The sequence below is a fragment of the Gordonia amarae NBRC 15530 genome (assembly GCF_000241345.1).
Taxonomy (GTDB): domain Bacteria; phylum Actinomycetota; class Actinomycetes; order Mycobacteriales; family Mycobacteriaceae; genus Gordonia; species Gordonia amarae.
Window position 1 is genome coordinate 1 of the sequence record NZ_BAED01000062.1, and the last position, 16922, is coordinate 16922.

The window sequence follows — 16922 nt, forward strand, 5'->3', positions numbered from 1 at the left end:
GCCTGCGGGGCCGGGCGGCCCGCATCTACGGGTGCCGCCGGAGCGCTCGCCGCGGCGGCCGGGGCCGGCGCAGGTGCGGCCGGCTTGGGCGCGCCGGGACGCGGGCCCACGGGTGCGGGCTTCTGGGCTGCCGCCGGCGTGGCCGACGGGCGCGGTGCACCGGGCTTGGGTGCGCCGGTAGGCCGGGGCTTGGACGCACCTGTGTCCTTGCCTCCGGCCTGGGGGAATGATTCGCGAAGTCGCCGGGCCACCGGGGCCTCGACGGTCGACGACGCGGATTTGACGAATTCGCCCTGCTCCTTGAGACGTTCGAGCACCTGTTTGCTCGTCACGCCGAGTTCTTTGGCCAATTCGTGCACGCGGGCCTTGCCTGCCACTGCTCTCCTCACTTGGAGGTCGAGCGGCCTGCCCGCTACGACCTCGTGGTTACGTCCGATACGTGCTCATCGTGGGAACTTCACGGTGTGCTCATGTCTTCTGCTGCCTGTCTTTGATCGTTGATCTCCCCGACCAGCTCGGAGAGATCACTGTGGGTCACGGTCAGACCGTGGACCCGTAATGCCGGCCCGAAGGCCTTGCGGCGCACCGCACGGGAGAGACACTCCTCACGTGGGTGCAACCAGGCGCCTCGCCCCGGCATAGCTCGTGTGACATCCACAACCACCACCGTCCTGCCGGGACCCTCACCGGACTCCGTGTGTAGGGAATCGGTACGGGCCACCAACCGGACGAGCGCTGTTGCGCTGTCTCGCCGCCGACATCCGATGCACGTCCGTATCGGCGCCTCGGATAGCGTTCGATGAACCATCGGTCAGTCTAGCGCGCCGAGGGCCGATCGGGAGAATCGGCCCACAATCAGCGGTGTTGATCCGGTCACGTCGGCCCGAACCATCACTCGTCTCCGGGATCGGCGGGGTCTGCGTCGGACCGGATGTCGATCCGCCACCCGGTCAGCCGCGCCGCCAGCCGGGCGTTCTGGCCTTCCTTGCCGATCGCCAGGGACAGCTGGTAGTCGGGCACCACCACACGCGCCGCTTTGAGGGCCAGATCGATGACCGACACCGACACAACCTTCGCCGGCGACAGCGCATTCCCGACGAAGACGGCCGGGTCGTCGTCGAAGTCGATGATGTCGATCTTCTCGCCGCCAAGCTCACTCATCACGTTGCGCACCCGCTGGCCCATCGGGCCGATGCAGGCGCCCTTGGCGTTCAGGCCGCCGACCTTGGTGTGGACGGCGATCTTGGAACGGTGGCCCGCCTCGCGCGCGACGGCCACGATCTCCACCGAGCCGTCCTCGATCTCGGGCACCTCCAGCGCGAACAGCTTGCGCACCAGGTTGGGATGGGTGCGCGACAGCGTGATCTGGGTGCCACGCGCCCCGCGGGTGACGCCGACGACATAGCACTTGACGCGATCGCCGTGCTTGAGTTCCTCACCCGGGACTTGTTCGGCCTTGGGGATCACGCCCTCGACGGGATTGGCGTCGCTGCCGATGGCCACGACGATCATCTCGCGGGCGTTCGCCCGCGCGTCGGCCTGCACCACGCCGCCGACGATCTCACCCTCATGGGTGGCGAAGTCACCGAACGTCTTCTCGCTCTCGGCATCACGCAGCCGCTGCAGGATCACCTGACGGGCGGTGGTCGCGGCGATCCGGCCGAAGTCGTCGGGAGTGTCGTCCCACTCCTCCGAGGCCTCGCCGTTCGGGCCGTACTCGTGCGCCATCACCCGGACCTCACCCGACTTGCGGTTGATGTCGATGCGGGCGTGCTGGGCCGGGTGGGCGGTGTGCTTGTACGCGGTCAGCAAGGCGGTCTCGATCGTCTCGATGACAGTGTCGATCGGGATGCCTTTGTCGGCCTCGATCATGCGCAGTGCGCTGATGTCGATATGCATGGGCTGGCTCCTATTCACTTGTGAGGCTGGCGGAAGGAAGGGAAGTCATGCGCGCTCCTGACGACGCTGCTCGATCTCCTGCTCGTCGAGGCCGCAGAGTTCGAGCTCGGTGACCGACGGCCGGGAGAAATCGACCTGGACGACCGCCTTCGCGATCGAGGCGAGGGCGACGGCGCGGCTGGTGATGCGGCCCCGCGCGTTGACCACGAGCGTCACCGAGTCCTCGGTCAGCTCTCCGACGCGGCCGGTGATCGACGGAGTGTCGGCGTCGGACAGCTCGACGGTGACCTTGCGGCCCCGGGCTCTGCGCCAGTGCCGCGGCGCGGTCAGCGGCCGGTCGACGCCGGGTGAGGTCACCTCGAGGTGGTACGGGTCGGCGGGGACGTCCGGATCTGCGTCGAGAAGTCCGGAGATGTCGCGGCTGATGGTCGCGATCTCGTCGAGGTCGTTGGCGCCGTCACGATCAACGACGACCTTGATCTCACGCCGGACGCCCGCGACGGCCGCGGGCTGTGCGGCGGAGTCCGGCCAGTGGACGATGACCTCGTCGAGGTCGTAGCCGTGGCCGGTCACGACCGGTTCGACGAGTGTGGTGATGTGCGAGGTCAGTTTCCGTGAGGCTGAGGTGGACTGCACGACGGTCGAACTCCTCGTCTTCAGTTGTAGGTGACGGTGTCGGCCTGCCGGGCCGTGACATACGCTGACCCGGCTGCCGCTATGGGCAGTCGGGCGAACAGCAATGATAGCAACCGCGCACCGCAAAACCCATCCGCCGAGTTGCTGGCATCATGTGACGCGTGCCCATCCTCCCGATGCCCGATGTGAGCGCGCGTGCCGCCGGCGCGCCACCCCGGTCCGAGTCCACCGCCGGTCTCGTGTTGTCACCGCTCAAGCTGTCACGCCGGTCGGCGATCCGCGGTGCGCTGGCCGCGTCGGCGATCGCCGCCACCGCCGGATCGGTGGCCGCCTGCGACAGCGGGCCGTCGGCGGAGCAACTGACGGCCGAGGCGCTGCTGCCACTGGCCGACGCCGCGCACGCCGACGCCGCCACGGCGCTGGCACTGAGCGTCACCGACACCGATTACGCGGCCGCGTTGAAGATCGTCGCCGACCAGCGCACGGAACACGCCACGGCGCTCACCGAGGAGATCACCCGGATGCACCAGGACACGGCGAAACAGATCGTCACCACTCCCGCGAAAGAGACCGGCGAGACGGGAGGTTCCGGCGGGACCGGCATCACCGTCGACGACTTCCGCACCCGGCTCACCGCGTCGGGGCGGGCGGCCGGGAAGGTCGCGGTCGGCGAGGACGGCTACGTCGCCGGGCTCGCCGGCGCCGTCAGCGCGTCGGTGGCCTCGATCGTCGAGGTGGCGCTGGCCGAATGAGTGAGACAACCGATGCACTGAAGGTGGTCGTCGCCTCCGAGCACGCCGCCCTGTTCACCTACGGCGTGATCACCGCGTTCACCACGTCCACCCGCCGCAAGACCGTCGACGAGTTCACCGCCGCCCATCGCGCAGCCCGCGACACCGCCGCTGAGGCGATGCGGTCGGCCGGGGCCACCCCGCCCGATCAGGAGCCCGGCTACGTGTTGCCTGTCAAGGTCACCGACCCGGTGTCCGCAGCGAAGGTCGCGCTCGCCGCCGAAACGGATTCGGCGGTCGCCTACCGGTCACTGCTGGAGAAGGCCGGCAGCCCCGCTGTCCGGCAGATCGGCCTCGACGGGCTCACCGCATGCGCGTCGCGGGCCGCTCAGTGGCGCGCCGCGCTCAAACAGTCGCCGTACACGGTCGCACTGCCCGGTTCCCGCTGACTGTCGGCTCTCCGGGGGCTCTCAGATCTCGCGGCGCGGGCGGCCCCTGCGCCGGATCGGTGCCGCCTCCCGCGGTGACCGTCCGGCGTCGTCGAGCGCGCGGCGCAGCAGCACCTCGATCTGCGCGTTGACGCTGCGCAGATCGTCGGCCGCCCACTTGGCGAGGGCCTCGTAGACGGCCGGGTCGATCCGCAGGGCGATCGATTTGCGGGGCGAGGGACGCCCCGCGCCCCGCGCCTCTTCGCCCGCATCTGTGCTGCCCGTGGCCATCAGGAATACAGGCTGCCGGTGTTCACCACCGGCGTCGCACGATTGTCACCGCAGAGGACCACCAGCAGGTTCGACACCATCGCGGCGCGACGCTCGTCGTCGAGCACCACGACGTCCTCGGCCTCAAGCCGGGCCAGGGCGCTCTGCACGAGCCCGACGGCGCCGTCCACGATCTTCTCCCGGGCCGCGAGCAGCGCCGACGCCTGCTGGCGCTGCAGCATCGCCTGCGCGATCTCGGGGGCGTAGGCCAGCGAGGAGATGCGGGTTTCGAGGATCTCCAGTCCGGCAAGGGAGGCGCGGTCGGCGACCTGATCGGCCAGTTCCGCGGCCACCTGGTCGGTCGAGCCGCGCAGGGACGTGGTGCCGTGACTGGCGTCCTCGTCGTACGGGTGGCTGGTGGTGACCTGCCGCAGTGCGGATTCGGCCTGGGTTCCGACGAACTCCTCGTAGTCCTCGACACCGAATGTCGCCTTGGCGGTGTCGGCGACCTGCCACACGATGATCGCGGCCACATGGACGGGATTACCGACGGCGTCGTTGACCTTCAGTTCGGCGGTCTCGAAGTTGCGCACCCGTGCCGACACCTTCCGGCGGGTGGTCAGCGGCGGCACCAGCCCGAGGCCCGGCTGCCGCACCGTGCCCACGTAGCGCCCGAACAGCTGCACCACGTAGGTGTGTCCGGGTGCGACGACGATGATGGTCGAGGCTCCGACCACGGCGGCGATCAGCAGGAGCACGGCCGGTACCGCGAGCACGGGCAGCTGCTGCGCCACGGCGAGTGCGATACAGCCCGCGGCGAGGCCGATCGCCACGACCGCTGCGGCGATGACCCCGATCGCCGCCGGCGTTCCGCGATACCAGCACGGCCGCTCGGACACCTCGACCTGCGCTCCCTCGCGCCCGACCGGTACGGTTTCGACGTTCATGACGACAACCTCCTAAAGTGATATCAGTTTTTAAAGTGATATCACTTTAGGAGGTTGCTCGTCCAGTCCCCTGGCCGTCCGGGTCCTATCCGCGGACGATCGCCGCGATCGCCGCGGCGGCACCCTCGACCGGGATCTCCCGGGCCTCACCGGTGAACCGGTCGCGGACCTCGACGACCCCGCCCGCGAAGCCGCGCCCCACCACCATGGTGGTCGGAACGCCGAGCAGTTCGGCGTCCTTGAACTTGACGCCCGGCGACGCCTTGCGGTCGTCGAGCACCACCGACAACGCCTGCGCGTCCAGTTCGGCGGCAAGCGCCTCGGCACCGTCGATCGCGGCGGCATCCTTGTTGGCGATCACCACGTGCACGTCGAACGGGGTGACCTCACGCGGCCAGCGCAGGCCCTTGTCGTCGTGGCACTGTTCGGCAATCACCGCCACCAGCCGTGACACGCCCACACCGTAGGAACCCATGGTGAGCCGGACCGGTTTGCCGCTCTCCCCCAGCACGTCCACCTCGAACGCGTTGGTGTACTTCTGGCCGAGCTGGAAGATGTGCCCGATCTCGATCCCCTTGGCCGCGGTGAGCACGCCCTTGCCGTCGGGCGACAGGTCACCCTCGCGGACCTCGGCGGCCTCGATGGTGCCGGTGGGCACGAAGTCGCGGCCCGCGACCAGGTCGACCACATGCTTGCCCGGCTGGTCGGCACCGGTGATCCAGCGGGTGCCGTCCACCACGCGCGGATCCACCAGGTACCGAAGTCCGTTGCCTAGCAGCGCATTCGGTCCCACGTAGCCCTTGACCAGGAACGGGTTGGCGGCGAAGTCCTCCTCGGTGAGCAGTTCCACCGACGCAGGCTCCACCGCCGCCTCCAGCCGCTTCATGTCCACCTCGCGGTCACCGGGCACGCCGATGCCCACGATCTCCGGTTCAGCGCCGGGCACCTGCAGCTTCACCAGCACGTTCTTGAGGGTGTCGGCCGCGGTGACCTCACGGTCCAGCGCAGAGTTGGCCCACGCGACGAGGGTGGCGATGGTCGGGGTGTTCTCGGTGTCGTGCACCTGAGCGGCGGGCGCGTCGTCGAACGGGAGGGGCTCGGGTGCCGGGGTCACCACCGCCTCCACGTTGGCGGCGTAGCCGGATTCCACACACCGGACGAAGGTGTCCTCACCCACCTCACTCTCGGCGAGGAACTCCTCCGACGCGCTGCCGCCCATGGCACCGGAGGTGGCCGAGACGATGACGTACTTGACGCCGAGGCGGTTGAAAATCTTCTGGTAAGCCTCGCGGTGCAGGTTGTAGGCGACCTTGAGGCCGTCGTCATCGAGGTCGAATGAGTAGGAGTCCTTCATCACGAACTCGCGGCCACGCAGGATGCCCGCGCGGGGGCGTTCCTCGTCGCGGTACTTGGTCTGGATCTGGTACAGGATCACCGGCAGATCCTTGTACGAGGAGTACTCGCCCTTGACCAGCTGACTGAACAGTTCCTCGTGGGTGGGGCCGAGCAGCATGTCGACACCCTTGCGGTCCTTGAGGCGGAACAGGTTGTCGCCGTATTCGGTCCACCGGTTGGTGGCCTCGTACGGTTCGCGCGGCAGCAGTGCCGGCAGCAGGATCTCCTGGGCGCCGATGGCGTCCATCTCCTCGCGGACAACCTGTTCGACGGCCCGCAGCACCCGCAGGCCCAGCGGCAGCCAGCTGTAGACGCCGGGCGCGGCGCGGCGGACATAGCCGGCACGCACGAGCAGTTTGTGGCTGGGCACCTCGGCGTCGGCCGGGTCATCGCGCAGGGTTCGCAGGAACAGGGTCGACATGCGTGTGATCACAGTCAGCAAGCTTAGGGCATTGCCGCCACCTGTTTCCGGGCGTCTCACCCGGGTGAACCCTCACGTCGAATCGGTGGGCGCCGTCTCGTTATCGTGTGTCGGTGCGAGTGATCCTGCCTCCTTCCGAAACCAAATCCGACGGCGGTAAAGGCGCGCCCCTGGATCTGGACACCCTGGTGTTTCCCGAACTCAACCCGATTCGCAAGCAGATCGGTGAGGCGCTGGTGGCGCTGGCGGCCGATCTCGACGCGAGCTGCAAGGCCCTGGGGCTGGGCCGGACCCAGCTCGCCGAGGTCGACCGCAACGCCGAACTGTGGATCTCCCTCACGCGCCCGGCGATCGAGCGGTACACCGGCGTTCTCTACGACGCCTTCGACTACGCCTCGATGACACGGGCCACCAAGGCGAAGGTGGCCGGCCGGGTGATGATCGGGTCGGCCCTGTTCGGGGTGGTGGGTGCGGGTGACCTGATCCCGGCCTACCGGTTGTCCGGCGGGTCCAAGCTCCCCGGGATGAGAACCATCGCCGCGACGTGGAAGCCGGAGCTGTCGCACAGTCTGGATGCAGTCGACGACTTCGTGGTGGACCTGCGTTCGGGTGTCTATCACCAACTCGGCCCGGTCCGCGGTGCGGTCACCGCCACCGTGGTCACCGAGCAGCCCGACGGTTCGCGCAGCGTGGTCAGCCATTTCAACAAGCACCACAAGGGCCTGATCGCCCGTGAACTGGTCCGCACCCGGCGCACCGTCCGGGACATCAATGCCCTGGCCGCGGTCCTCTCCGACGCGGGTCAGCGCATCGAGATCGACGGCCCCGACCGGATCGTCGTCGTGACCGACTGACCCCGGCCGCCGGTCAGCGGCTGTGTCGGTTGCGGGTGGACATGAAGATGCGCCCGGTCTCGGCGACGCCGAGCCGCTCGTCGTCCTCATCCTCGAAGGGCCCGCCGTCCGGTGCGGGCAGCGACCACTCGTTCGGCGTCCGCGGCCGCGGTCCGTCGGGGCGGACCGGGATCGGTTCCGTCGGCGGATCGTCCGGCCGGTAGCCCCTTCGTGGGGCAGGCTTTTGCGATGAGGGGCCGTTCGCCGCCGGCACGGGACGGGCCTCCGGTTCCTCGCCGTCGACACCGGCATCGGCGGCCTGCTGAGCGGCCTGGCCCTCGGCGACCTCCTCGGGGGTGAACCGCATGAACATCACGACGCAGGCGGCCAGGACCGCGAGCGCCGCACAACTGGCGAACGCGAGGCCGTAGCCGTCGGCCTGGGCCGCGAGCTGCCTGGCGTTCATCGTCTCGACGGGTGCGGTGGTGCCGCCCTTGGAGAGTGCCCGGGAGGTGACCGCCGCGCCGACGGCCACCAGACCGACGGCGCCGCCGAGTTGCTGGGCGACCTGCGCGATGGCGGTGAGCGGACCGATCTCGTTGGGTCCCACGCCCGCGACCACCGACAGCGTCAGCGGGATCACCGCCAGACCCACACCGAAGCCGATGACCACCACAGGCATCCCGATGCCCGGGAAGTACGACGGTGCGTCGGTGGCGATGGACCAGGCATACATGCAGCCCGCGGCGATCACGGCACCGCCGGCCAGGACGAGCCAGCGCGGCTGCACCATCAGCGAGAGCTTGGACGCGATCGCGGCCGCGACGCCCAGACCGAACGCGAACGGGACCACCGCCATGCCGCTCTGCAGCGGCGTGTACTTGAGGATGCCCTGCAGGTACAGCGAGATGAACACCGCCATACACATCATGATCATGCTCGACAACAGGATCGCGATCAGCGCGGCCACCCGGTTCGAGTTGTCGAACAGGGTGAACGGCAGGATCGGGTTGCGGGCGCGGCGCTCGACCACCACAAAAGCGATAAGGGCGAGCGTTCCGACGATAAACGACCCGACGACGATCGGCCGCACCCAGCCCTGTGGTCCCTCGTTGACGGCGAGCACCAGCAACGTACAGCCGAGGGTGCCGAGCACCGCGCCGGGAACGTCGAGCGAGAGCCGCTCGCCCTGCGATTCGGCCAGCGCCCACAGCGCGCCGACGCCGACCACCAGGCCGATGGGCACGTTGATCAGGAAGACCAGCCGCCACGACAGCTCGGTGAGCACGCCACCGAGGATCAGACCGGCGACCGAGCCGATGCCGGTCATCGCCGCGTAAATGGCGAATGCCTGGCTGCGGGGTTTACCGGGCGCGAATGTGGTGGCGACCAGCGCCATCGCCGTCGGCGCGGCCACCGCAGCCGAGGCACCCTGCAGCGCGCGGCCGACAATCAGCATCGCCTCACCCTGCGCGAGTCCGCACAGCAGCGAGGTAGCCGTGAACGCGAGAACACCGATGACGAACATGCGCCGGCGGCCGAAGGTGTCGCCGAGCCGGCCGCCGAGGAGCATCAGGCCACCGAAGGCGAGAACATAGCTGCTGATGATCCAGTTGGCGTTGGATTCGCTGAGCGAGAGGGCGTCGCGCATCTTGGGCAATGCCAGCGCAGCGACAGTGCCGTCGAGCACCATCAGCAGCTGCATCCCGCTCAGCACGAAGATGGCGGGTCCGAGAACCTTATGCTGCATCGGTGGGACCTCGCATCGTCGAGTAGGGCTTCCCGGATGTGGCCATGGGCATCGACGTTACCGCTCAGTAAGGTTCAGATGCCAATTTCTGGCGATATATGACAGCACGACACGACGATGCCGGCGACCCGTCGGTCACCGGCATCGTAGCCCGGTATACGGGACTTCTAGGAGAAGATCGGCAACCAGATGCGATCGATGACCGAGCCGAGCACCGAGTGCGTACGATGCGGCTGCGGGACCTGCCGGTGCGGCTGCGGCGCGGGTTCCTGCTGCTTCGGCGGCGCCGGCCGATGGTGTTCGGACTGGTGTACCGGAGGATGTCCGGGCGCGGCGGTGGCCAAGCCCGCACCGGCACCCACGCCGGCCAGAACCGCACCGGAGGCCATGGCACCAACCAGCACCTTCTTGGCCATCACTCCCTTGGTGGTTGCAGACGTCATTCGCGATCCTTTCCAGAACTGTTCCACTGTCACGGGACGGAAGGCCAGGGGCCGTTTGTCCCGCCGATGACGTTAGGAGCAGACAATCCGAAAACGGTTCGGGAAAGCTGTCAGGAGCCTGGCAATTGCTGTGAATCGGCGTCGGTGAACCCGGCGACGGCGCCGATCACCACAATCGCAGGCGGCGCGAGTCCCTCGGCATCGGCGACCGCACCGGCATGGGCGAGATCAGTGCGCAGCAGCCGTTGCGTGGGCAACGAGCCGTTCTCGATCATCGCGACGGGGGTGTCGCCGGGCTTGCCGCCCGCGAGGAGGGCGTCGGCGAACACCGCGACCCGTTCGACGGCCATCATCAGCACCAGCGTGCCCCGCAGCCTGGCCAGGACCGACCAGTCGATGAGTGAGTCGGGATGACCCGGCGGAACGTGGCCCGAGGCGATCACCACCTCGTGGGTGACCCCGCGGTGGGTCACCGGAATACCCGCCGACCCGGGTGCGGCGATCGGGCTGGAGACGCCCGGTACCACGGTGACGGGCACCCCGGCCGCCACGCACGCCTGCAGTTCCTCGAACCCGCGGCCGTACACGAACGGGTCGCCGCCCTTGAGCCGGACAACGAACTTGCCCTCCTGGGCACGGGAGACGAGGACATCGTTGATGGCCTCCTGCTTCATCGCCCGCCCGTAGGGCACCTTCGCGGCGTCGATGATCTCCACCTGCGGCCCGAGCGCGGCGAGCAGTTCCGGCGGGGCCAGCCGGTCGGCGACCACCACATCCGCCTGGGCGAGCAGACGCTGCCCGCGCACGGTGATCAGTTCGGCATCACCCGGGCCACCGCCGACGAGAGCCACCCCTGGCGGGTGCGGGGTGCTGGTGTGCGGGGCCAGCGAACCGTCGGCCAGGGCGCGGGAGATCGCCGCGCGCATCGCCGCGGACTGCCGGTGGTCACCGCCCGCGAGCACCCCGAACTGCAGATCCCGGTGCCGCCCCGATGCCGGGGTGGCCGCGGTGCCCTGCCGGGCGTCGTCGGCCCGCACGCAGAAGGTGTGCCTGCGTTCGGCTTCGGCGACCACCGCGGCGTTGACCCGCGGGTCGTCGGTGCACGCGAGCACGTACCAGGCGCCGTCGAGGTCGCCGTCGGCGTAGGCGCGGGTGATCACGGTGATGCCGGGGAACGATTCGACGGCCGGGGTCGGGTCGATGGCCACCACCACGACATCAGCGCCGGCGGCCACGAGATTCGGCAGCCGCCGCTGCGCCACCGATCCACCGCCCACGACGACGACCCGGCGTCCGCGGAGATCGAGTCCGGCCAGATACAGACCGGAAACCGATTCCGGAACGACGCGTTCAGCCATGAGGAAACAGCCTACCGGCCCCGGTCCGGGTGCCTGTGCGCAGTCTTAGGTGTGGTTCCCCTCACCCGACTGCCGTCAGTGCTTGTCGTCGCGGAGCTTGGTGGCCATCACCGCGACCTGGGTGCGGCGCTGCATGTCCAGCTTCGACAGGATCCGCGAGACGTAGTTCTTGATCGTCTTCTCCGCCAGGAACATCCGCTGCGCGATCTGCCGGTTGGTGAGCCCCTCACCGATCAGGTGGAACACCTCCCGCTCCTGATGGGTGAGTTCGGCGAGCGGGTCGACGTCATCGCGCTTACCGTCACGCAGACGGGCCAGCAGCGCCGCGGTGCTGCGGTCGTCGAGCAGCGAACCACCGCGGCCGACGGTACGCACCGCCGCGACCAGATCCTGGCCGAGGATCTGCTTGAGCACGAAACCCGAGGCACCGGCCAGGACCGCCGCCAGCAGCGCGTCGTCGTCGGCGTAGCTGGTGAGCATCAGGCAGTGCACCGACGGTTCGGCCGAGCGCACATCGCGGCACAGTTCCACCCCGCTGCCGTCGGGCAGCCGGACGTCGAGCACGGCGACGTCGGGTTTGGTGGCCAGGATGCCGACGGTCGCCTCCCCCACCGACGCGGCCTCTCCGACGATCTCCAGGTCGGAGGCCGTGCCGAGAAGGTCCCGCAGTCCGCGCCGGACCAGTTCATGGTCGTCGACGAGATACACGCGAACGCGCGGGGTGTCGCCGTCGCTGTCGGAGTCCTGAATCTCACCTGCTGATGCCATGGGTGAAACGCTACCTCAGCACGTCCGGCGAGAACGGCCAAGCGGACACCACACCACCGAGCGGACACGACAAGCGGCCCAGCCCTGTCGGGACCTTCGCCTCAGGAGCCACTCCCCGGTTCAGCGAAGAGTGGATTCAAGGTCCCGCAACGCTGCGCACCCGTCTTCACCGACCGCCGGAAACGACCACAGATGCAGGAGAATTCGTGACCAGTCTCACCGGCATCACGACCAGCATCCCGCAGATGACCGGTCCTGATCTGCTGCGCGAGCTGCTTCCGGTGTGCGAGACCGAGCTCGAACGGCACATGAAGATGGCCAAGGACTGGTACCCGCACGAGTACGTGCCCTGGGACGGCGCCTACAACTTCGCCACCCTCGGCGGGGACGACTGGGATCCCACCCAGTCCACATTGTCGGATGCCTCACGCGCGGCGCTGGTGGGTCTGCTCCTCACCGAGGACAATCTGCCCTCGTATCACCGGATGATCGCCGAGCACGTCTCTCTCGACGACGCGTGGGGCGCCTGGGTCGGCCGGTGGACGGCGGAGGAGATGCGCCATTCGACGGTGATCCGCGATTATCTGGTGGTCACGCGCGGTGTCGACCCCGTCCAGCTCGACATCGCCCGCACCCGCAACGCCATGACCGGTTTCAATCCGCTCTCCCGCGATCGCGGGCTGCCCGAACACAGCGTCGGCATGCTGTTGGCGATCACCTACATGGCCTTTCATGAACTCGCGTCCCGGGTATCGCAGCGCAACGCGGCCAAGTCCGGCGCCGACCCGATCGTCGTGCGGCTGCTGCACCGCGTCGCCGGCGACGAGACCCTGCACATGCTCTTCTATCGCAACATCATCGACAGCGCCCTGGATCTGGCACCGGATCAGACGATGGAGGCGATCTACGGCATCGTGACCACCTTCCAGATGCCCGGTGCGAGTCCGGTTCCGGGGTCCTCACCCGCACTCGGCCGGATCGCCGCGCTCATCGCCGAGGGCGGCATCTACGACCTGCACCGGCACCGTTCCGACGTGGTGGTGCCGTTGTTGCGCAAATGGCGGGTCTTCGAGCGCGACGATTTCGGCCCCACCGGGCAGATGTACCGGGACAAGCTCGCGGGGTTTCTGTCCGAGCTGAATCAGCGGGTCGAGAAGTTCGACCACGCCCGCGCCCAGGCTTCCCGGCCGACGGCCTTCAGCGAGCGGCATCCGGCCTGACCCCGCGGCCCCACCGGTTCGGTCCGTGCACCAACCCGCTCAGTGCACCAGCGGAACGGTCCATGTCAGCGTGGTGCCCCCGGCCCGGCCCCGCCGCTGCGGCGTGGTGTCGATGGTGAAGGTGCCGTCGCACTCGTCGGCGCGGGTGGTCAGGTTCTCCAGTCCGCGATAGGTGACGTTGGTGTCGATGCCTTTGCCGTCGTCGGTGATCTCGACCTTGAGCACGTCCTCGTCGGCGCTGACCAGGACCGAGATCCTGTCGGCGTCGGCGTGCCGCAACGCATTGGACAGCCCTTCCCGCAGCACGGCGTCGATGTGCGGTCCGAGAGCCTCGGGGACCACTGTGTCGACGGGTCCGTCGAAGGTGACACTCGGTGAGATCGGGGCGTGCACGGCCAGCTCTGAGACGATGTCCAGGACACGGCGCCGCAGCGTGGTGGCGTCGTGGTGGCCGGGGATGGACTGCAGGTCGAAGATCGACGTCCGGATCTGCGCGATGGTGCGGTCCAGGTCCACCACGACCTGTTCGAGCCGGGACACCGGGGTGGCGATGGTGCCGTCCTCGTCGTGTGGGGTGGCCAGCATGGTCTGCATGGACATGCCGACCGCGAACAGCCGCTGGATGACGTGATCGTGCAGGTCACGGGCGATGCGATGCCGGTCCTCGAGCACCTCGAGGTCGCGGGCGATCTGCTGCTGTTCGGCGTACACCACCGCGAGCGAGGCCACCTCGGCCACACCGGCGAGGCCCGCGATCTCCTCGGGCTCCCACCAGGGGCGGCGGCGGTGGGCCACCACGATCCAGCCGAAGGCGCCGGCGGCACGCTGCAGCGGCTGTACCGTCACCCAGTCGGGGTCACCGGCCACCACGCCGTCGGGGATCAGCTCGGCGGCGAGCACGACCATCGACGATCCGATCGGCATCTGCGAAGCCGAGACGGGCGAGACGTCACCGGACTGGTCGGCACCGGCGATCTGCTGGGACCGGCCCTGTACCACCATCTTGTCCTCGGAGCTGGTGAGGATGACCACGTCCAGCGCCTCGGTCAGCGCCGCGACATCGTCGCATAGCCGGGACATGGTGTCCGACAAAGCGATTCCCGCCAACGGTTCGGATCCGCGGCGGGCGACCGCCTGCATCCAGCGGTGCCGGGTACGGGCGCCCTCGAAGAGCCGGGCGTTGTCGACGGCGATACCCGCGGCCACCGCGAGCATCGCGATCAGCGTCTCGTCGACCTTGGTGAACTCCTCGGCATTGCGTTTCTCGGTGAGATAGATGCTGCCGAAGTTGGAGCCGCGCACCGTGATCGGCGCGCCGAGGAAGGTCTCCATCGGCGGGTGGTGGGGCGGGAAACCCACCGACGAAGGATGTGCGGACAGGTGCGGGATCCGCAGCACCTGTGGTTCCTTGATGAGCAGACCGAGCACACCCCGGCCCACCGGCAGATGCCCCATGATCGCGCGTTGGTCGGGGGTGATGCCGATGTGGACGAATTCGCTCAGTCCGCCGTCGCCGCCGCGCACACCGAGCGCCCCGTACTGGGCGTCGACGACCCCGACGGCCACCTCCACGATCCGCTGCAGGGCCTCGTCGAGTTCGAGTCCCTGCCCCACGACGAGCACCGCGTCGAGCAGATCGCGCAGCAGCCGCGGGTCGTCGCCGCCGTGTTTGGTCAGGGCGTCGAGTGCGTCGGCCCACCGGTGTTCGGCGGGTTCGGGACGGCCGGAGATCCTGACTTCGTGGTTGGTGGCCATGGTGTACATCCTTGTCGGGTTCGGCGTGCGGTGCGGGCTGATTGGTCGCTCACCGGGTGTGGTCAGGGTCTTCCGGCGGCCGCGGCGACGAACCGGGTGACGGCATCGGGGTGGGCGGCCGGGTGCAGGTGCAGATACGAGGCGTGCACACCACGGTGGGTGTAGCCGTGCCGGGCGGGGCGGCCGTCGGCGTCACGCCAGGTCCACGCGGGGTTGGCACCGGGCCGGTCCTCGACGACGACGCTACGGTGGAATTCGTGCCCGGTGACCCGCGCCCCTTCGCCGAACAGCACGGAGTCGGCCACCGCGACCGCATCCCGGTAGCCGAGCGTCAGTGACGGGGAGAACCGGCCCACCGCGTCGATGACCCCGGCCATCGGGTGGCCGTCGAGTTCCCGCGTCAGATACAGCAGGCCGGCGCATTCGGCCCAGATCGGCCGTCCCGCCCCGGCGTGCTCGGCGAGTTGCCCGCGCAGGGTCCGGTTGGCCGACAGTTCGGCGGCGTGCTCCTCGGGGAAGCCACCACCCACGATCACCCCGGCGGTGCCGTCGGGCAACGGATCGGTCAAGGGGTCGAACACGGCGATCCGCGCACCGGCGGCGGTCAGCATCTCACCGAGTTCGGTGTAGAAGAACGTGAACGCCGGGCCGCCGGCGACCGCGATCACCGGGTTGCCGGCCGGCTCGATGCCGTCGTCAGCCGACCACGGGGTGACAGTCAGCGGCGTGCGGCCGGCCGCGGCGGCGACGATCGCGGGAAGATCCAAGGCGGCGGCCAGTTCGGCCGACATCGATTCGACTGCGGCCACCGCTTCCACGCTGCGTTCGGCGGCCGGTATCAGCCCGAGGTGCCGGGACGGCACCACCAGCGACGGGTCGCGGCGCAGCACCCCGAACACCGGTACGCCGACACGGGCGCACGCGTGCCGCAGCACCTCTTCGTGCCGGGCCGATCCGACCCTGTTGAGGATGACCCCGGCGATCCGGACCGACGACTCGTAGGTGAGAAATCCATGCAGCAACGCGGCCAGGGATTGGCTGTGCCCGGAACCGTCGACCACGAGCACCACCGGCGCACCGATGAGCGCGGCGACGTGCGCGGTGGAACCGTACGCGACCGGATCGGCATCGGCGATCGCCGATCCCGTGCTGTCCGAAAGGATCCGGCCGTCGAACAGCCCCATCACACCCTCGACCACCGCGATGTCGGCGCCGGCGCTGCCGGCGGCGAACAGCCGCGCGACCAGCTCGATCCCCACCAGGTTCGGGTCGAGGTTACGTCCCGGCCGCCCCGCGGCCACCGCGTGATAGCCGGGATCGATGAAGTCGGGACCCACCTTGAACGGGGCCACCCGGTGGCCCGCGGCGCGCAGCGCACCGATCAGGCCGGTGGTGACGGTGGTCTTGCCGCTACCGGAGGCGGGAGCGGCGACGACGATCGTCGGGATCGTCACCACTCGATACCTTTCTGGCCCTTGCGGCCCTGATCCATCGGGTGCGCGATCTTGCGCATCTCGGTGACCAGATCGGCGGCCTCGACGAGGGCCTGCGGTGCCCGCCGGCCGGTGATCACCACGTGCTGGCGGCCGGGCCGGGCAGCCATCGTCTCGACGACGTCGCCGGTGTCGACCCACCCCCAGTCGAGCGGATAGGTGAATTCATCGAGCACGTAGAAGTCGTGGGTCTGTTCGGTGAGGCGGCGTTTGATCTCGGCCCAGCCTGCCGCGGCCGCAGCGGCGTGGTCGTCGGCCTCGCCCGCGTTGGCACGCAGCCACGACCAGCCCTGCCCCATCTTGTGCCATTCGACGGGTGCCCCCTTGCCGGTGGAGTCGTGCAGTTCGCCGAGGGCGAGCATCGCCGACTCCTCTCCCACCCGCCACTTTGCGCTCTTCACGAACTGGAACACGCCGACGCTCAGGCCCGCGTTCCACGCCCGCATCGCCATCCCGAACGCGGCCGTCGACTTGCCTTTGCCGTCGCCGGTGTGCACGGCCAGCACGGGGGTGTTGCGCCGCTGCCGGGTGGTCAGCCCGTCGTTCGGGACGTTATCTGGGACTCCTTGTGGCAC

General features: G+C 69.0%; 17 protein-coding genes and 1 pseudogene. 4 read left to right on the plus strand and 14 right to left on the minus strand.

Going from position 1 to position 16922, the window contains the following annotated elements:
• From GOAMR_RS18235 to rimP, 4 genes are all read right to left on the minus strand, one after another.
• Nucleotides 1-377: translation initiation factor IF-2 N-terminal domain-containing protein (locus GOAMR_RS18235; protein WP_005191352.1), on the minus strand; the 377-nt coding region annotated here is incomplete at its 3' end.
• Nucleotides 378-457: 80 nt separating this feature from the next.
• Entirely contained in the window at nt 458-808 is a 351-nt protein-coding gene (locus tag GOAMR_RS24305; RefSeq protein WP_083837012.1) for a YlxR family protein, read from the minus strand.
• An 83-nt stretch (nt 809-891) separates the two neighbouring features.
• Entirely contained in the window at nt 892-1899 is a 1008-nt protein-coding gene (gene nusA / locus GOAMR_RS18240; RefSeq protein WP_005191356.1) for a transcription termination factor NusA, read from the minus strand.
• A gap of 45 nt (nt 1900-1944) precedes the next feature.
• The gene (rimP, locus tag GOAMR_RS18245; protein ID WP_005191359.1) at nt 1945-2535 is read right to left on the minus strand and encodes a ribosome maturation factor RimP; all 591 of its coding nucleotides are present in this window, start codon (nt 2533-2535) and stop codon (nt 1945-1947) included.
• A gap of 161 nt (nt 2536-2696) precedes the next feature.
• Here rimP and GOAMR_RS18250 point away from each other — a divergent pair, with 161 nt between their 5' ends.
• Together GOAMR_RS18250 and GOAMR_RS18255 are read left to right on the plus strand one after the other, a co-directional pair.
• Nucleotides 2697-3287: a hypothetical protein gene (locus GOAMR_RS18250; protein ID WP_005191361.1), complete on the plus strand. Its 591-nt coding sequence runs from the start codon at nt 2697-2699 to the stop codon at nt 3285-3287.
• A complete protein-coding gene (locus tag GOAMR_RS18255; RefSeq protein ID WP_005191363.1) occupies nt 3284-3715 on the plus strand; it encodes a ferritin-like domain-containing protein in 432 nt (143 codons plus the stop codon). Before GOAMR_RS18250 ends, GOAMR_RS18255 begins: the two co-directional genes overlap by 4 nt.
• Before the next feature lie 21 nt (nt 3716-3736).
• On the opposite strand, the gene GOAMR_RS18260 is transcribed toward GOAMR_RS18255, so the two are convergent.
• From GOAMR_RS18260 to GOAMR_RS18270, 3 genes are all read right to left on the minus strand, one after another.
• A complete protein-coding gene (locus tag GOAMR_RS18260; protein ID WP_005191365.1) occupies nt 3737-3985 on the minus strand; it encodes a type II toxin-antitoxin system antitoxin in 249 nt (82 codons plus the stop codon).
• Nucleotides 3985-4911, minus strand: a complete 927-nt coding sequence (locus GOAMR_RS18265) for an SPFH domain-containing protein (protein ID WP_005191366.1) — start codon at nt 4909-4911, stop codon at nt 3985-3987. The genes GOAMR_RS18260 and GOAMR_RS18265 overlap by 1 nt, the downstream gene beginning before the upstream one ends.
• An 85-nt stretch (nt 4912-4996) precedes the next feature.
• Nucleotides 4997-6727, minus strand: coding sequence for a proline--tRNA ligase (locus GOAMR_RS18270; protein ID WP_005191370.1), 1731 nt, complete (start codon nt 6725-6727; stop codon nt 4997-4999).
• A gap of 113 nt (nt 6728-6840) precedes the next feature.
• On the opposite strand from GOAMR_RS18270, the gene yaaA reads away from it, so the two are divergent.
• Nucleotides 6841-7581, plus strand: a complete 741-nt coding sequence (gene yaaA / locus GOAMR_RS18275; RefSeq protein WP_040515805.1) for a peroxide stress protein YaaA — start codon at nt 6841-6843, stop codon at nt 7579-7581.
• Between the two features lie 277 nt (nt 7582-7858).
• On the opposite strand, the pseudogene GOAMR_RS18280 reads toward yaaA, so the two are convergent.
• The 4 genes and pseudogenes from GOAMR_RS18280 to GOAMR_RS18295 all read right to left on the minus strand — a co-directional run.
• Nucleotides 7859-9310, minus strand: a pseudogene (locus GOAMR_RS18280) (DHA2 family efflux MFS transporter permease subunit); the annotation flags it as partial.
• Nucleotides 9311-9477: 167 nt separating this feature from the next.
• Nucleotides 9478-9753 (minus strand): hypothetical protein, encoded by a 276-nt coding sequence (locus GOAMR_RS18285; RefSeq protein WP_005191383.1) that lies wholly within the window; start codon nt 9751-9753, stop codon nt 9478-9480.
• Between the two features lie 110 nt (nt 9754-9863).
• Nucleotides 9864-11111, minus strand: coding sequence for a uroporphyrinogen-III C-methyltransferase (cobA, locus tag GOAMR_RS18290; RefSeq protein WP_005191386.1), 1248 nt, complete (start codon nt 11109-11111; stop codon nt 9864-9866).
• A 75-nt stretch (nt 11112-11186) separates the two neighbouring features.
• Nucleotides 11187-11879, minus strand: a complete 693-nt coding sequence (locus GOAMR_RS18295; RefSeq protein ID WP_005191388.1) for a response regulator — start codon at nt 11877-11879, stop codon at nt 11187-11189.
• A gap of 206 nt (nt 11880-12085) precedes the next feature.
• On the opposite strand from GOAMR_RS18295, the gene GOAMR_RS18300 reads away from it, so the two are divergent.
• Nucleotides 12086-13099: an acyl-ACP desaturase gene (locus GOAMR_RS18300; protein WP_005191391.1), complete on the plus strand. Its 1014-nt coding sequence runs from the start codon at nt 12086-12088 to the stop codon at nt 13097-13099.
• Between the two features lie 39 nt (nt 13100-13138).
• Here the strand turns inward: GOAMR_RS18300 and GOAMR_RS18305 are convergent, their stop codons facing one another.
• The 3 genes from GOAMR_RS18305 to cobO form a co-directional block, all read right to left on the minus strand.
• A complete protein-coding gene (locus GOAMR_RS18305) occupies nt 13139-14854 on the minus strand; it encodes a GAF domain-containing sensor histidine kinase (protein ID WP_005191393.1) in 1716 nt (571 codons plus the stop codon).
• Nucleotides 14855-14916: 62 nt separating this feature from the next.
• Nucleotides 14917-16311 carry a cobyrinic acid a,c-diamide synthase CobB gene (locus GOAMR_RS18310; protein WP_040515794.1) on the minus strand — a complete coding sequence of 465 codons (1395 nt, stop codon included), beginning with the start codon at nt 16309-16311 and terminating at the stop codon, nt 14917-14919.
• The gene (cobO, locus tag GOAMR_RS18315) at nt 16305-16922 is read right to left on the minus strand and encodes a cob(I)yrinic acid a,c-diamide adenosyltransferase (RefSeq protein ID WP_005191405.1); all 618 of its coding nucleotides are present in this window, start codon (nt 16920-16922) and stop codon (nt 16305-16307) included. Before cobO ends, GOAMR_RS18310 begins: the two co-directional genes overlap by 7 nt.

Coding starts and splice junctions, on each gene's coding strand:
- GOAMR_RS18295 (WP_005191388.1), bottom strand. CDS start 11,879: ATGGCATCAGCAGGTGAGATTCAGGACTCCGACAGCGACGGCGACACC.
- GOAMR_RS18285 (WP_005191383.1), bottom strand. CDS start 9,753: ATGACGTCTGCAACCACCAAGGGAGTGATGGCCAAGAAGGTGCTGGTT.
- nusA (WP_005191356.1), bottom strand. CDS start 1,899: ATGCATATCGACATCAGCGCACTGCGCATGATCGAGGCCGACAAAGGC.
- GOAMR_RS18255 (WP_005191363.1), top strand. CDS start 3,284: ATGAGTGAGACAACCGATGCACTGAAGGTGGTCGTCGCCTCCGAGCAC.
- GOAMR_RS24305 (WP_083837012.1), bottom strand. CDS start 808: ATGGTTCATCGAACGCTATCCGAGGCGCCGATACGGACGTGCATCGGA.
- cobA (WP_005191386.1), bottom strand. CDS start 11,111: ATGGCTGAACGCGTCGTTCCGGAATCGGTTTCCGGTCTGTATCTGGCC.
- GOAMR_RS18265 (WP_005191366.1), bottom strand. CDS start 4,911: ATGAACGTCGAAACCGTACCGGTCGGGCGCGAGGGAGCGCAGGTCGAG.
- GOAMR_RS18305 (WP_005191393.1), bottom strand. CDS start 14,854: ATGGCCACCAACCACGAAGTCAGGATCTCCGGCCGTCCCGAACCCGCC.
- GOAMR_RS18270 (WP_005191370.1), bottom strand. CDS start 6,727: ATGTCGACCCTGTTCCTGCGAACCCTGCGCGATGACCCGGCCGACGCC.
- GOAMR_RS18260 (WP_005191365.1), bottom strand. CDS start 3,985: ATGGCCACGGGCAGCACAGATGCGGGCGAAGAGGCGCGGGGCGCGGGG.